The sequence below is a fragment of the Marivirga sp. genome (assembly GCF_035704835.1).
Lineage (GTDB): Bacteria > Bacteroidota > Bacteroidia > Cytophagales > Cyclobacteriaceae > Marivirga.
In genome coordinates, this window is record NZ_DASSWQ010000072.1 from 64,693 (window position 1) to 79,613 (window position 14,921).

The 14,921-nt window shown below is 34.0% G+C and carries 13 protein-coding genes and 1 riboswitch; all 13 genes read right to left on the minus strand.

The genetic code is table 11. From position 1 onward, the window contains the following. Positions 1-33: 33 nt before the first annotated feature. Positions 34-1,089 carry a DUF6687 family protein gene (locus tag VFM92_RS11980; protein WP_325122464.1) on the minus strand — a complete coding sequence of 352 codons (1,056 nt, stop codon included), beginning with the start codon at positions 1,087-1,089 and terminating at the stop codon, positions 34-36. A gap of 67 nt (positions 1,090-1,156) precedes the next feature. Continuing rightward, positions 1,157-3,445 carry a TonB-dependent receptor gene (locus tag VFM92_RS11985; RefSeq protein ID WP_325122465.1) on the minus strand — a complete coding sequence of 763 codons (2,289 nt, stop codon included), beginning with the start codon at positions 3,443-3,445 and terminating at the stop codon, positions 1,157-1,159. 161 nt (positions 3,446-3,606) lie between these two features. Then, positions 3,607-4,527, minus strand: coding sequence for an ABC transporter substrate-binding protein (locus VFM92_RS11990; RefSeq protein WP_325122466.1), 921 nt, complete (start codon positions 4,525-4,527; stop codon positions 3,607-3,609). A gap of 6 nt (positions 4,528-4,533) precedes the next feature. Further along, positions 4,534-4,628: riboswitch (TPP riboswitch) on the minus strand. Between the two features lie 36 nt (positions 4,629-4,664). Beyond that, positions 4,665-5,180, minus strand: a complete 516-nt coding sequence (locus VFM92_RS11995) for an ATP-binding protein (protein WP_325122467.1) — start codon at positions 5,178-5,180, stop codon at positions 4,665-4,667. Next, a complete protein-coding gene (gene pnuC, locus VFM92_RS12000) occupies positions 5,177-5,782 on the minus strand; it encodes a nicotinamide riboside transporter PnuC (protein ID WP_325122468.1) in 606 nt (201 codons plus the stop codon). The genes VFM92_RS11995 and pnuC overlap by 4 nt, the downstream gene beginning before the upstream one ends. A gap of 243 nt (positions 5,783-6,025) precedes the next feature. After that, positions 6,026-6,766 (minus strand): TerC family protein, encoded by a 741-nt coding sequence (locus VFM92_RS12005; RefSeq protein WP_325122469.1) that lies wholly within the window; start codon positions 6,764-6,766, stop codon positions 6,026-6,028. Between the two features lie 60 nt (positions 6,767-6,826). After that, positions 6,827-8,575 carry a tetratricopeptide repeat-containing sensor histidine kinase gene (locus tag VFM92_RS12010; protein WP_325122470.1) on the minus strand — a complete coding sequence of 583 codons (1,749 nt, stop codon included), beginning with the start codon at positions 8,573-8,575 and terminating at the stop codon, positions 6,827-6,829. A 33-nt stretch (positions 8,576-8,608) separates the two neighbouring features. Then, positions 8,609-10,135, minus strand: coding sequence for a magnesium chelatase (locus VFM92_RS12015; RefSeq protein ID WP_325122471.1), 1,527 nt, complete (start codon positions 10,133-10,135; stop codon positions 8,609-8,611). A gap of 10 nt (positions 10,136-10,145) precedes the next feature. Then, positions 10,146-11,243 (minus strand): vWA domain-containing protein, encoded by a 1,098-nt coding sequence (locus tag VFM92_RS12020; protein ID WP_325122472.1) that lies wholly within the window; start codon positions 11,241-11,243, stop codon positions 10,146-10,148. A gap of 132 nt (positions 11,244-11,375) precedes the next feature. After that, on the minus strand, positions 11,376-12,125 hold the full coding sequence (locus VFM92_RS12025; protein WP_325122473.1) for an NRDE family protein: 750 nt from the start codon (positions 12,123-12,125) through the stop codon (positions 11,376-11,378). 58 nt (positions 12,126-12,183) lie between these two features. Next, a complete protein-coding gene (locus VFM92_RS12030) occupies positions 12,184-12,990 on the minus strand; it encodes an SDR family NAD(P)-dependent oxidoreductase (protein ID WP_325122474.1) in 807 nt (268 codons plus the stop codon). Further along, complete coding sequence (locus VFM92_RS12035; protein ID WP_325122475.1) at positions 12,990-13,616, minus strand: sterol desaturase family protein; 627 nt, start codon at positions 13,614-13,616, stop codon at positions 12,990-12,992. Before VFM92_RS12035 ends, VFM92_RS12030 begins: the two co-directional genes overlap by 1 nt. A 90-nt stretch (positions 13,617-13,706) precedes the next feature. Next, entirely contained in the window at positions 13,707-14,849 is a 1,143-nt protein-coding gene (gene bshA / locus VFM92_RS12040; RefSeq protein WP_325122476.1) for an N-acetyl-alpha-D-glucosaminyl L-malate synthase BshA, read from the minus strand. Positions 14,850-14,921: the final 72 nt, after the last annotated feature.

Genomic DNA, 14,921 nt, shown 5'->3' on the forward strand with positions numbered 1-14,921 from the left:
AAAGTCTGGACGGATTTATTGATTAAAATGAACTTAAACAAATAGCTTTTCATTCAATTTTCTAACTTCTTTCCATTCTAGTGTTTCTCCTTTTGAAAGTGCTTTATAATGTGTTTTGAAGTAATCGATACAGATTTCTTGAAAAACTTCTGGGGCAATAGTTGAAGAATATATTGGGCGGAAACAAGGACTTTGATAACGCTCTTTTTTGTTCAGCTTTTCACCTTTTAAGCGTAAAATCGGAGCGGTGTCTGTAAAATTTTCAGCTTCCCATTTCTTACCGCTTTCTTCTATTTCATTTAGTTGATTACAAAGCTTTTCCATACTGATTCTTGGAAAGTGCCTGCGGGTAGTATTTATCCACGTGGTGTATTTAAACTCCAATTCATATCGGTTTTCAGGATAAATACTCATAACAATATCTGCTGTCGGACTTTCACTGTAAAGCGCATAATAATGTATTGGTTGTTCAGCATATACAATGTGAAGCCTAATATTATCAAACGTTTTTTGCTCACTGATTTTATCAAAATGACTTAATACTAAATTGTACTCCTCGGTTTCTGGAATTTCCTCCATTGATAAGTCTATTAATTGACTGAAAGCCTCTAAAAAATGAAGATACTTTGGTACGCATGCTTCCATTTCTTTTTCTGCAATATCTGGTGCGCCAAATGGAGGATAAAATAATTTGGCTTCCTCTTCATTTAACCAGCAAACGAGTTTTAGCGCTTTTTTCCAATCAGAAAAATTAAAATTGATTTCTCTAAAATCACCTATTTGAGCCATTTCAACTAATAGATCATAATGCTCTAATGCTTCCTTTGGATTAAAAATAGCCCAAACACCTAGAAAACCATCAATATCATAATGATTATTGCTGACATAATTTTTATTCAATTCGGGTAGATTTTTACGAATAGCTTTTAAGACAATTTCTGTGCTTGTGTCTGCCTTACAGTTGTCAGGAACTGGAGCTCCTCTCCAGTGAGATAAATCAAATCCTTGCGGATGATGGGCATCTACTACCAAAACCTCATCAGGATATTTCTTGATATCGTAAAAAGGGATGAATGTTTTATTAGCCATAATTGATATTTTTTTAAGTAAATAGCATTTCCAAAATATAAGACTTTGGAAATGCTATAATGAGTCCTTAGAACTTTGCAGTAAATCTACAGTAAACATGGGCAGGAGCTTGCACAAAATAGGCCATTTCATTACCAGCAGGAGCACCATCGGTATAATATTGTTCATCAAAAATATTGTTGTATTCTACCTCAAAAGTGTAATGCTTGGCAAAAGAAGTAGTCGCTCTTAAATTGGTTACAAAATAAGCTGGAAGTACAAAATCTTCATTATTAGTAAGTTCTGTATAGCTTTTGCCTGCATATCTTCCATGAACTCCTAGTCTTAACCAATTTGTAGCCTCAAATTGTACATTGGTATTAAACAATACTTCCGGACTGTAAGGTGTTTTAATATCGGTGTAAGTTTCAGATCCGCCTTCTGGAGTGTAACTGGAAATAATACTTTGCATAAAAGTGGCATTACCTGTTATATTCCATTTTTCGGCAGGAAGAATTCTCCAATCTAATTCAATTCCAGTTCTATAAGAATCCTCCTGATTTTCGTAAAGCTGCAGGAAATATTGTGGAATAAATTCACCGATTGGAGCAATTTCATTTTCGAAATCCATATAGAAACCATTAATGTTGGCTTGAAAATGATCTTGATTTAGTCGATATCCTAATTCATAATCATTGACAAATTCTGCCTGCACGGAATTTTGGTCCTGTAATAAGTCTATATTTCCCTGATTGATTTGCGTATCTCCTAAGTAATCTCCTCTGTTAGGCTCGCGACCACTTCTACCAAATGAAACATAAGCATTACTGTTGCTATTGATTTGATAGGTTACCCCCAACTTTGGATTGATGAATTGCCAGTTGTAAGTAGGGATAGTTCTGTTTTCCCCTAGAAAATCAACATCCGGTTCCATTTGCAAGCTCACAAATCGCACTTGAACATCAGCAAAAGCCGTAAAATTACCCAATTCATAAGAGCCTTTTGCAAAAGCACTTAATTCATTTTTTACAGATTTATCCTGATAATAAGGGGTTGTATAGTTAGGTATAATTTGCTCAATATTCTCTCTTAAAAATGTATAAGCATGAATACCAGTACTCCAGTTTAAGTTGCCTACTTCTTCATTGTAGTAACTCATAGCTCCGTAGTGATCATTATAAAGTGGGTAGTTAATTTGAGTAAAGGTTCCTGCATCATCATATCCATAAGGAAAATCACCACCTGCTCCTCCGTAATATACCGAACTCGTTAAGCTTTTTTCTGGACTGAAGAAGTGAGAATATTCAACTTGTAATAATGACTGTCCAAAATCGTCAATATCATTCGGATTATTTACATTGGTTTTAGGGTCTTGTCGTATTAAAGAAATAGGTACAGGACTGTATGCTAAATCATTTTTTGTTTTGCCAAGAAAGCCAGTTACTTTCACCACATCCTTATCACCAAAATAGCCTCCGCTGAAAAACATTGAATAGGAGTCTGTTCCTGAATGGTATCTATAACCGTCACTGTATGTTTTACTCATACGAGCATAAAAGGCAGTTTTGTTATCTAGTAAACCAGTTTTCACCTCTGCGCTACCCTGCCAGGTATTAAATGACCCACCTAGAATCGAAACAGTGCTTTCTGCTTCTTTTTGATTAATATTCATGGATTCGTAACTTATTGAACCTGCATAGGATGCCGTTCCATTTGTGGAAGTTCCAACTCCCCTTTGAATCTGCACAGATTCAATGCTATTGGTGAAATCAGTGAAATTTGAAAAATACACTCCTTGGTCCATCATATCATTTAAAGGCACGCCATTCAAGGTAATATTGATTCTCTTTTGACTTATACCTCTCAATCGCATACTTCCGTAGTTGGTGAAACGTGTTCCAGCATCAGAATTTACCTGAATAGAGGGAGATAAAGTTTCTAGAACGAACGCTCCGTCTTGCCCGTTAAACACTTGGTTAATTTCAGCTTTATTGAGTGTTTTTTGGGTAATGGGAGCTTTTGATTCTGCCCTTATGGCTTTTACAGTAACTTCCTCTGAAAGCATTGCACTTTCCTCTAGCGTGAAATTTATATTGAGGTTTTGATCTATTGTTACTTCTCTACTGATTTCCTGATAGCCTACATAGCTTATATTGACCTCATAAGTTCCGTCAGGCACTTCAGTAATTAGATAATCGCCATTGACATCAGTTGCTGAACCTTTGTTAATAGAAGGTATAAACACATTGGCTCCCAAGAGCGGATTATTTTGCTGATCCGTAATCTTACCTGAAATTGTGTTTTGAGCAAGAACACTACTGGTTAGAGCTAAACTAAGTAATAGTAAAGCAGTGCATTTGAATAAATTGTAAAACATGATTTTTGTAAATTGTAAGTTTAACATGTGAGAAGTGGGGTATTTACTTCTCTTAGTTTTCCTTAACCTAAATCCCTTCGACCGCATTATCGGCATCAGGTTCATTGGGTATAATCTCAGCCCGTTGTATTAAGGCACCCCTGCTCCGAAGAGCAATATTTTTATAAATACTTATTACTGTATAATGAATTGTGATTTGATAAAGTTTCTTCTTCTATCAGTTTTTGAGCTTTCAGCCAATTTGTGAAATCTGCCCATCGTTCGTCTTCCATTAGTCCCCATGTTCCATTTTTATTGGTGTAATAAGGATTAATGGCTTTTTGACTTTCTAATAGAAAAATTTCGTCTTTTAATTCTTCTTGCGCTCCAGCAGCAGCTAAAATCTTTACTGCGTCTTTGGGATTTTTCTGAGCAAAAAGAAAGCCTTTTGCTGATGCTTTTAAGAAATTTGAAATGGCCGTTTGTTTACCTTCCAACACTTCAGGATGCACAACCAAAACAGGAGAGTATCCATAAGGGATATCATATTCATCTAAGCGAAAAGCATTCAGTTTGATACCTGCTCTTTCGGCAAGAATTCCTTCCCAGGGCATAAAAACCCAGGTTGCAGCTGCTTTTTTGGCAAGTAAGGTATTCCAAATTCCTAATTTGTCAGGATTGCTTTTAGTAAACCGACCTTTCCCTCCATCTTTTTTGACCATGGCTTCTACAATGTGATCTTCGAATCTGGCATTGTAAGAGGCGTAAATTTTACCATCTAAATCTTTCATTTGCTGGATTTCACTATTAGCTAAACTTACAATTGCGCTTGCATCTGTCTGGAGAATAGCTGCTACAGCTTGTAGATTTGGTTTGTTTTCAAGCGTTTGATAGCTGATGACAGATTCTGATGGCGTAATTCCTAGTTCAACGGCCTTTTCTTCTACTAATTTGGCTGGTGTTTTTTCATAGTTGTCTTCTTCCGGTGAACGGATTTCAACTTTTATACCTGCTTCATCATAAAAACCCTTTGCTTGGGCTACAAAGAAGCCAGTATGATTGGTATTGGGAGTCCAATCCAATGCTAATCTGATTAATTCCATTGTAATTTGATTAAAGTTCAAAATTCCTACGCTCGCATTACCGAGATCAGGTTCAGGGTATACTCTCAGCCCGTTATGTTAAGGCACCCCTTATTGATGATGCAAGTATAAGGTGGAATAATTAGGAATGCAAATGATTATCTTAAACTAATTTGTTTTTCAACTATTTTAACTGCCGCTTCCAATCTCTTTTCTTTTCCAGAAATGATGGAATATGCAAATCCATAATCCTCCAATTCTTTTTGATAGCGTCCAAAGAGTTCTTCTCTCAAATTTGGATTCTCTCGTAAGGGGTCTTCTTCCCAGGGTAGGTCAGGGGCACAAAGTAAATAGTAATCATAGGGTTTTTGAGATAATTTTTCCAGAACGAATGGATGACAATCTCCATATTTTACTTCATACCAGACTTTCATCATGATTAAATCTGTATCGCAGAAAAGAAATTGAGTGGCTTCTCTAGCTTTTTCTTCCTCTGCTTTCATCATACCTTTGCTGATTTTCAGCAAATCAGCTTTCTGATACTGAATTCCATTTTCTTCCAGATATTTTCTCCCATATTCAGGAACGTAGGGTTCGTTAAAAGACTTAGCCAAACCTATTGTTAAGGTGCTTTTTCCGGTGCTTTCTGGCCCTATAATGGCAATTTTTTTCACGCGTATTTAGTATGATATAGTTTACGCCAATTGATATATCCTAGTGCGGCAATAATTACATAAGCAGCCATAAGCAAAGAGGTTAAATATAATTCTCTCTGAAAATAAATGTAAATAGCTACCGCATCAATTACTATCCAATAGAGCCAATTTTCTAGCACCTTACGAGTTACCAATAAAGTAGTTAAGACACTAAAAATAGTGGTGAAAGAATCCAAATAGGGGAGTTGGGCATTGGTATTCTCAATTAAAAAATAGCCTAATCCAAAGGTGAAAAGTATACCCGTAACAATGAAAAGGCCGTGTTCTTTCCCTTTCATCCTAGAGATTGGTAAATCTTTTCCTTTTCTATTGGGATTTCGCCAATGCCACCAACCGTAAATAGTAGTGCCTAGGTAATAAATATTCAAGCCCATTTCGGCATAAAGCTGTACCTGATAACAAATTACGAGATAGATGCTGACACTTACCAAGCTGGCGTACCAGCACCAAATCATTTCTTTGGCTGCAAAATAAATATATAATATGCCAAAAAAAACGCCAAATCCTTCTAGCCAACCCATATTAAGAAGGCCATAGTACAATTCCTTTAAAATGTCCATTTGTTATATTCTATGAGTATTCTAAAACTCATACCACAACTTACTATTTGGTATTGATTATCAATCCAGAAAGTAATTGGGATGAAATTTTCTTAATTAAGCATCTAGTTAGCTCTATTTAATTCCTACGCCTGCATTATCAGGATCAGGTCCAGAGTATATTCTCAGCCCGTTATTTTGAGGCACCCCTTAATTGATGGCTTAAAGTTAAGAGAATAAGCGAAGAAGAAAAAACGTTTTAATTTACTCTTTTAAACGTTTCTTTAATTTAACAGGGTTTTTGTTTTTTTTCATTCTTAAATTCAGCATTTCAACAACCAAAGAGAAAAATATAGCAAAATAGATATATCCTTTTGGCACATGCGTATGAAGCCCTTCAGCAAATAATAAAACACCAATTAGTAATAAAAATGATAGTGCTAGCATTTTAACTGTTGGATGACTATTCACAAAATTGCTGATTCTAGTAGCAGCTAGTAACATAATTCCGATGCTGATCACTACCGCTATAATCATAATAATGATTTCATCGACTAAACCAACTGCAGTTAAAATGGAATCAAATGAGAATACAGCATCTAACAATATGATTTGTAAAATTACGGAAGTAAAGCTGTTGACTTTGGTTTTTGATTTTACATCGACTTCCTCTCCTTCTAATTTATGGTGGATTTCAATTGTACTTTTATAGATAAGGAACAATCCTCCTGCCATCAGGATGATGTCTCGATATGTTAGTTCAAATCCATAAATTGTAGTAAGCGGTTCGGTGAGGCCGATTAGCCATGATACTGCAAATAACAAAGCAACTCTCATCACTAAAGCTAAGACCAATCCTAACGTTCTAGCTTTTCCTTGTTGACTTTCAGGGAGCTGATTACAGAGTATAGATATGAAAATAATATTATCTATACCTAATACCACTTCCATGAGGGTTAAGGATAATAAACTGATTAGTCCGTCTGCTGTTAAAAGTGCTTCCATGTTGATTTAAAAAATTTATGTAAATATAATAAAAAGAAGATGGTTATTCGTTATAACATTCTAATTCAATGGAATTTTGACCTGAAACTTGCTTCCTTCATCTAGTTGGCTTTCAACTGAGACCTCTCCTTTCAAACGTTCAATTGCTCTTTTTAATATAAATAAACCTAATCCAGTTCCACTTGCATTTTCGTTGGCTTTGTAAAACATATCAAAAATTTTGGATTGATGTTCAATTGCAATCCCTTGTCCATTATCATGAACTATGATGAAAATGAAATCTTTACGTTTAAAAATTGAAATATCAATCTTGGACTGTTCTTTTTTTGGATCCAAATATTTGATACTATTCTCTATTAGATTTTGAAGAATGGTGTTGATAATATACCATTCGGATTTAAAGTAGAGATTACTTTCTATGTCAACTGTAAATTTAATTCTATTGTAATTAGGTAAATAAGAATAAGCAGAGATACAATTATCTACTATTTCATAAAAATTAATGAGGGAAAGCTTAATTTCTCGATAATTTAATTCTGTAATGTTGATAAGCTCCATCACGATCATATTTAATCGTTTAATTTGATGGTCGTACATTTTGAAGAAATTTCTGGCTTCTGGGTCTTTTATATCCTTATTTGCCAGATCGCTTAAGCCCAAAAGAGAAGCAATTGGCCCTTTTAAATCATGAGATACACGATAGAAAAAAGAGTCTAATTCAGTGTTTTTCTTTTCAATGATGAAAGCCTTTTCTTTTTCAATTACAGCATCTTTCTCTAAATCATCCATTTGAGAGATTACTTCATATCCATTCACTAGCGTTTGAATATATTTATTATTTTCCTCCTCTTTAAATCTTACGTATTCTTCTAAATGGAAAAGGGCCTTCGAGGTGTTAACGGGTTTATAGCATTGAAAAAGCAATTGATGGCATTCGAAAAGGCTATTTTTAAAGTTGTTTTTTGTCGCTATTTCAATTGCTTTCTCAAGCAAATCTATTGCTTCCTGGATCTTACCTATCTGAAAATAAACTTTTCCAAGTTTTTCCATACACTCAACTTTACCCGATTTGATATCGGTGTGAGAAAATAGATTTAATGCTTTGGTGAAATTTTCTTCAGCGGTTAAATACTTTCTAGCTTTTAATTTAATTTTTCCAGCTAAGAAATAAGCTTTAGCTAATTTTTCTTTTTGTAGTAATTCTTCTTTGAGTTTTATACATTTCGTAATCCAATGGGCTGCTTTAGAAACCTTATCAGTTTTTAAATTGATGCCTGCTAAGCTCAAATAAATATCGCTAATTAGGTTTTTGTTTTTATAAGCTGTCGCTTCTTCTAGAGCCTTTTCATATACTGAGAAGGCATTTTTGTAGTCTTGAAATTCTTCATAGATATTTCCAAGTAAACACAGCGCCTTAGAATGATTGCCAAAATTTTGAATATTTTCGTAGTGCTGTACAGCATCCACTAGAAAGGGAAGTGCTTCACTAAACTTCTCTTGGTCTTTAAAAATAGTCCCTAAATTATAGCTTGAATCCGCAATTCCACGTTTATAGCTAATTTTATTAGAAATTGATTGAGCACGCTCAGCTAATGATTTGGCAGTTGCAAATTCAGTATTCTTCCTTTGCAATAAAGAAAGTTGATTTAAAGCATCAGCGTGAATAGCATTTTTCTCCTTAATTTTCTGAGATTTAAAGAGTGCTTTTTCAGTTAAACTAATAGCACTAGGAATATTTTCATTTGAAATTGTACGAGCCTCACTCAGTATTTTTTCAATTTCTTCAATAAGGTTATTAGTTATTTTCAAGCATCTTTATTTAGTGGTTCTATTCTAAATATACTATCTAATATTGAAATCGTCATCATTTTCAGATGAATCTTCGAAATTGATCATACTGCTTAACAGGTCTTTAAAGCTATGACCTTTAGCTAATGCGTGTTTGCTCAATAAACTATATTCAGCCATTCCATGTAAAGCAAATTCCATCATAAAGTACGTTTCTTTTTCATTTAATTTTTTATGATTGCCTTTTACCAGATCCTTCAGTCCTGGAATGCTGTCTAGCTTTTTACGATATTCGTTTTCAGTATCATCATGCAACAGGTCTATTTTCTTGCCATCATTAAACCATTTACTTATAGGTTTATATGGGTTTTTCTTTTCTCTATCTTTTCTAAGTTCTTCAGGATTAGAAAAATATTGGTCAAATTGTGAACGAATTGCCTTTCCCACTAAAGTTTGTGCAACAATGCCTGGACCTTCTTGCTCTCCTTCATAAACAAGTTCTACTTTACCCGTAATGGCAGGCACAACGCCTGAGAAATCAGACATTCGAACATATACTTTAGCTTCATTATTGATTAAAGATCTGCGCTCTGCAGCACTGACCAAGCTTTCGTATGCAGAGATAGTTAATCTTGCCGAAACACCACTCTTCTCATCTATATATTCACTATTTCTAGCTTCTATTGCTATTTGCTCGATTAAATCTTTTGAAAGCTCATTTAGTTCTACTGCCTCATTTTGCTCATCTTTTATGGCAGCTTCTTGAGTAGTAATTTTTCTTCCAATCTCGATGGATTCTGGATAATGTGTTATGATTTGTGCATCAATTCTATCCTTCAATGGAGTAATGATACTTCCTCTATTTGTATAATCTTCAGGATTGGCAGTGAACACAAATTGTAAATCAAGTGGCAATCTCAATTTAAAACCTCTGATTTGAATATCTCCTTCTTGTAAAATATTAAAAAGTGCCACTTGTATTCTGGCTTGCAAATCTGGTAATTCATTGATGACAAAAATACCTCTGTGAGATCGAGGAATCAAACCATAGTGAATTACGCGTTCATCAGAATAAGGTAATTTTAAAGTGGCTGCTTTAATCGGATCAACATCCCCAATCAAATCCGCTACAGAAACATCTGGCGTAGCTAATTTTTCAGTGTAGCGCTCATCACGATGCATCCAGGCAACAGGTGCCTCATTTCCTTTCTCTTCTAGAATGTCTGTAGCTTGCCTAGAAAGTGGTTGCGTAGGATCGTCATTCAATTCTGTTCCTTTCAGAACAGGTATGTATTCATCAAGCAAAAGGGTCATCATTCGTGCGATTCTTGTTTTTGCCTGCCCTCTTAATCCTAATAAATTGATATTATGACGAGAAAGAATTGCTCTTTGAATATCAGGAATTACAGTATCTTCATATCCCCAGATGCCTTCGAACACATTTTCTCCAGCTTTCATTTTCTTGATGAGGTTTTCTCTTAATTCCTCTTTTACAGCTTTAGGCTGATAACCGCTTTCCATTAATTGTTTAAGCGTAGTAATTTTTAATTTATCTTGAGAAGTGAGTTTTTCGTAGCTCATAAATCTATTTTCAGTATCTTTTTTTTCTGTTTCTTTTATAGTCTTCAAACACCAAATTGCCTAATCCTTGTAAGCTGCTATAATATGCATTTCCATTATTTACAGTGGTGAATTCCTTTACAAATTCTTGTAAATAAGGGTCAGAGGCAATCATAAATGTGGTGATAGGAATTTTCAATCTTTTGCACTGTGCTCCCAGATTGAGTGTTTTATTTAATATTTTCGGGTCAAGCCCAAAGCTGTTTTTATAATATTTTATGCCTTGCTTCATACAAGTTGGTTTTCCATCTGTAATCATAAAAATCTGTTTGTTTTTATTTTTACGTCTTCTCAACAAATCCATTGCCAATTCTAAACCAGCTATGGTATTGGTGTGGTAAGGGCCAACTTGTAAATAAGGCAAATCTTTAATTTGAATTTGCCAAGCATCGTTTCCAAATACGATAATATCGAGTGTATCTTTTTTATATTTTTTGGTAATGAGCTCAGCCAGAGCCATAGCCACTTTTTTTGCAGGAGTAATTCTGTCTTCTCCGTACAATATCATGGAATGAGAAATATCTATCATCAAAACCGTAGAAGTCTGAGTTTTGTACTCACTTTCTACAACTTCCAAATCATCTTCCGTGAGCATAAAATCACCTAATCCATGATTGATTTGGGCATTCCTTAAAGAATCCGTCATAGAAATTTGATGCAATAAGTCACCAAACTCATAATTTCTTTTGTCAGTGCCGGTTTCTTCCCCTAGTCCTGTGAAATTGGTTTTATGTTCGCCTTTGCCTGATTTTTTGAGTTTACCAAATATCTCTTCCAAAGCACTTTGTCGAATATTTTGTTCTGCTTTCGCAGTAATTTCAAATGATCCGTCTGGTGTTTTATCCGAAATAAACCCTTTATTTTTCAAATCCTCTATGAAATCGCCCATTCCATATTGTCCATCTGTGATGTTATATTGTTTATCAATATTAGTCAACCAGCTTAGCGCTTCGCTGACATTACCTCCCGTAATGATCAATAATTCATTAAATACTTTAAATAATTGATCGAAGGTAGTATCCGATAAATCTTTATGGGCTAAATATTTTGTAAATCTGTAACCTAACATATGAGTCCTTAACTAAATAGAGAAGCCGAATGTTACCGTAATGCGCTTATATTTGTAACATTAAATATAAGGGTATTTTTATGACTTCAGTTAGAAGATTTTTTAATCTGTAGGGTAGCGATGAATAAATCTCTACAAAATATGATGTGAAAACTCTTGATTTAAATGTTGTGAGAGGCTAATTTCTTGAAAGCCTTTTTCCATTAAATTATGGTGAGCCATCGTAACTACTCCTTTTAACGAGCAAATACTTGTGATGCTAACGGTTTTCACTTCACCTCTATCCATCACCATATCATTGTTCAAATCGCCAGAACCTGCACTTTGATGAAATTCTCTAATTGCTTCAACCGAATAATTTTTATTTTCATTTAACCATATTTGAAACCATTCATTTCGATTTTGAATAGATTTTTTGGTGTAAAGTTGAGCTGAAGCCCAAATATGGGGTTTTTTAGGATCCATTTCTTCCAGAAAAGTTTTTTGGCCATCCCATTTGAATTGCAGAATTTTCAATTCAGGATCATGAAAAAGCACAACCATTGTGAAAGGTTCAATATTTGTGAAATCGTAATTTTTAAAGAATTCATCTGGTTTTATGCATTCTATGGCTTCCATCACCACTAAACCTCTGCTTATTTTATAAGGAGGATTAAAATCATGAGGTTTATTTACTCCGTTTAACAAACAAACACTTATTCCATTGTCAGATGTGGCTATCCAAGTTCCGCCAGCTTTAGGGTCTTGTGGGAATACAATATTTTTTCCTTCAACATGATGGTAAGAAGGGAAACCTGAGAGTGCTCTGTCAGGACTTTCATCGCGGTTAGTGGTTAAAATATATTGATCTTCGGAAAGTGGTAAATATGTTAATGTACACATAATTTTAAATAAGCTTTCGAATGATACTAAATAATCAAATTTTTAAAAAGCCATTTCTTCACTTAATATAAAAAAAATGTAATGGGTCAGGATAAATGAATGAATAATCTAAAATAGATTCAATTTTATCGCTTTTAATCATTCGATTTTTTAATTCTTGCTCAATATTTTCAAAAATGGGAGGATTGAAATTGAAATCTTCTGCATTTTTTAGAAATACCTCCTTTTTAGTAGGATGATTAGGAGCTATCCCATTTATTGTAAAACCCCAGTTTTCTTGTTTTATCACGGTTTGGATTAATCCAATGGCATCGTCTCTATGAATGTAATTCACTTTTTGTTGATGCTGCTCAAGTTTTCGATTAGAAAAGTACTTACCAGGGATTCTATCATAGCCTAAAAGACCTCCGAATCTGATAATTGTCAGACGCTCCTTAAAATTTCTTAATAAAAGTTTTTCAGCTTGAATTAGGGCTTTTGCTCTTTCTGAAGAATGATCTAATTCATGTTCTTCCGTAATTGGATAGTCTACTTTTGGGTAAACAGAAGTAGCACTTACATATATTATTCTTTGAGTAGAAGGAATATATTTTAGAATTGGTTTTAAACTTTCTACATGATGATTAACTCCTTTTTTGGAAGTTTGTGGAGGTATATTTATGATAAGATAATCCGAATTGAAAAATTCAAAACTCAAATTATCATTTGGCAATTGAATACTGAACGGTAAAATACCTGCATTTTCCAATTCAAGCATTTTTGAGTCGGTAGTGGTGCTTCCCTTTACTTTAAAACCTTGAGCCAGTAATTGCTTAGCAAGGGGAAGTCCTAACCAACCACAACCTAAAACGCTTACTGAAGCCATTATTTTTTCTTTTTGGGGATAGTATTAAAAACATAATCCCATAATGGAGTTGAAACTCCAAAATATTGATCTGGGTGTTTGTAATGATGAATACTATGATAAATCCATAGCCATTTCAGGAAATTTTTAGGTGGTTGATAGGCATGGATGGCATAATGAACGAAAGCATAAGCTAAATAACCAATCAAAAAGCCAGGCACAAAAGCAAAAGCATAATCTTGAAGAATTAGCCAAAAACCTCCAAAAATTATACTACTGATTATAATCGCTCCTGCAGGTGGCATTACAATTCTGTCTTTATCCTTAGGGTATTCATGATGAATTCCATGAAAAGTATAGGTGACCCATCTTTTCCATCTTTTATCATTGTCCATATGAAAAACATACCGATGAATAAGATATTCTCCTAATGTCCAACTAAAAAAACCTAACGTAAATAAACCTACGAAAATGAGGGTATCAATTTTAAAAAAAGTAAAAGATAAATAAGCAAGATAGGTTGCAATAACTGCTAATATACTTAGTGGTATGGAAAAATGACTTCTAGTTAATTTTTCCAGTAATGGATTTTCAAAAAGGTTTTTTGTTCCTGATTCTTTGATTTTTTTGTCTTGTGCTAATTCCATAGTTTATAAAGTGACAAATTTTAAAAAATTGTGCATCAATTAACTATGGGATTTGAACGACTAAGTGGAGGAATTGTTCCTCAAAATTAATTATGATGACCTTTCAGCTAGCTCTTTTCTCATGATTTTATCGTAGAAATTCTCATATAAAGGTAGAATATTAGTGATATCGAATTTTTTTGCTCTTTCTAATGCAGCGGCTTTAAACTTATCCAGATTTTCATCTGCTAAAATGTGTAAAGCTTTTTCTGTCATGTCTTTAACATCACCAATATTACAAACGAAACCAGTCTCTCCATTAATATTCAATTCTGGAATTCCACCAGCATTTGAGGAAAGAACAGGAACTTCGCAAGACATGGCTTCTAGTGCGGCTAATCCAAAACTTTCTTTTTCGGAGGGCATCAAAAATAAATCACATACCGATAAAACTTCTTCAACCGCCTCTAATTTACCTAAGAATCTAATATCTTCACAAATGCCCAAATCACGGCATAATTTTTCCATTTTGATTCTTTCAGGACCATCGCCTACCAAGAGTAATTTTGCGGGTATAATTTTACGTACATTATTAAAAACTTGAATTACATCTTCAACTCTTTTTACTTTTCTGAAGTTGGAAGTATGTACCAATAATTTCTCCCCATTAGGACAAATAGCAGTTTTAAAATGGTCTTTCTTCTGTCTTTTAAATCTTCCTAAATCTATAAAATTGGGGATTACTTCTATATGCTGATAAATATCAAAATGCTCTAAAGTATCTTTTCTTAAATCTTCAGAAACGGCTGTTACACCATCCGATTTATTAATACTAAAGGTAACAACGGGTTCGTATGAAGGGTCTTTTCCTACCAATGTAATATCTGTTCCGTGTAGTGTAGTCACCACTGGAATGTCAATATTTTTTTCCTTTAGTATTTGTTTTGCCATGTAGGCTGCCGAAGCATGCGGAATAGCATAATGAACATGCAATAAATCTAATTTTTCATGTTGAACTACATCAACCATCTTACTAGCCAAAGCAAGCTCATAAGGAGGATATTGAAATAATGGGTATGTTCTAATATCTACCTCATGATAGAATAAATTTTCATTAAAAAAATCTAATCGAGTTGGTTGAGAATACGTGATAAAATGGACATTATGACCATTTTTAGCTAGTGCTTTTCCTAATTCAGTTGCAACAACCCCGCTTCCGCCAAAAGTAGGATAACAAACAATACCTATATTCATTTATTTGATGTTAAAATAATTACTTATTAATAAGTTGGAAACTAAAACGTAATGCCAGGTAATTATGTTTAA

Excerpts from the sequence above, each read along its gene's own strand:
- VFM92_RS11980 (WP_325122464.1), bottom strand. The coding sequence starts at position 1,089 with ATGGCTAATAAAACATTCATCCCTTTTTACGATATCAAGAAATATCCT.
- VFM92_RS11985 (WP_325122465.1), bottom strand. The coding sequence starts at position 3,445 with ATGTTTTACAATTTATTCAAATGCACTGCTTTACTATTACTTAGTTTA.
- VFM92_RS12015 (WP_325122471.1), bottom strand. The coding sequence starts at position 10,135 with ATGAGCTACGAAAAACTCACTTCTCAAGATAAATTAAAAATTACTACG.
- VFM92_RS12005 (WP_325122469.1), bottom strand. The coding sequence starts at position 6,766 with ATGGAAGCACTTTTAACAGCAGACGGACTAATCAGTTTATTATCCTTA.
- VFM92_RS12025 (WP_325122473.1), bottom strand. The coding sequence starts at position 12,125 with ATGTGTACATTAACATATTTACCACTTTCCGAAGATCAATATATTTTA.
- bshA (WP_325122476.1), bottom strand. The coding sequence starts at position 14,849 with ATGAATATAGGTATTGTTTGTTATCCTACTTTTGGCGGAAGCGGGGTT.
- pnuC (WP_325122468.1), bottom strand. The coding sequence starts at position 5,782 with ATGGACATTTTAAAGGAATTGTACTATGGCCTTCTTAATATGGGTTGG.
- VFM92_RS11990 (WP_325122466.1), bottom strand. The coding sequence starts at position 4,527 with ATGGAATTAATCAGATTAGCATTGGATTGGACTCCCAATACCAATCAT.
- VFM92_RS12035 (WP_325122475.1), bottom strand. The coding sequence starts at position 13,616 with ATGGAATTAGCACAAGACAAAAAAATCAAAGAATCAGGAACAAAAAAC.
- VFM92_RS12030 (WP_325122474.1), bottom strand. The coding sequence starts at position 12,990 with ATGGCTTCAGTAAGCGTTTTAGGTTGTGGTTGGTTAGGACTTCCCCTT.
- VFM92_RS12020 (WP_325122472.1), bottom strand. The coding sequence starts at position 11,243 with ATGTTAGGTTACAGATTTACAAAATATTTAGCCCATAAAGATTTATCG.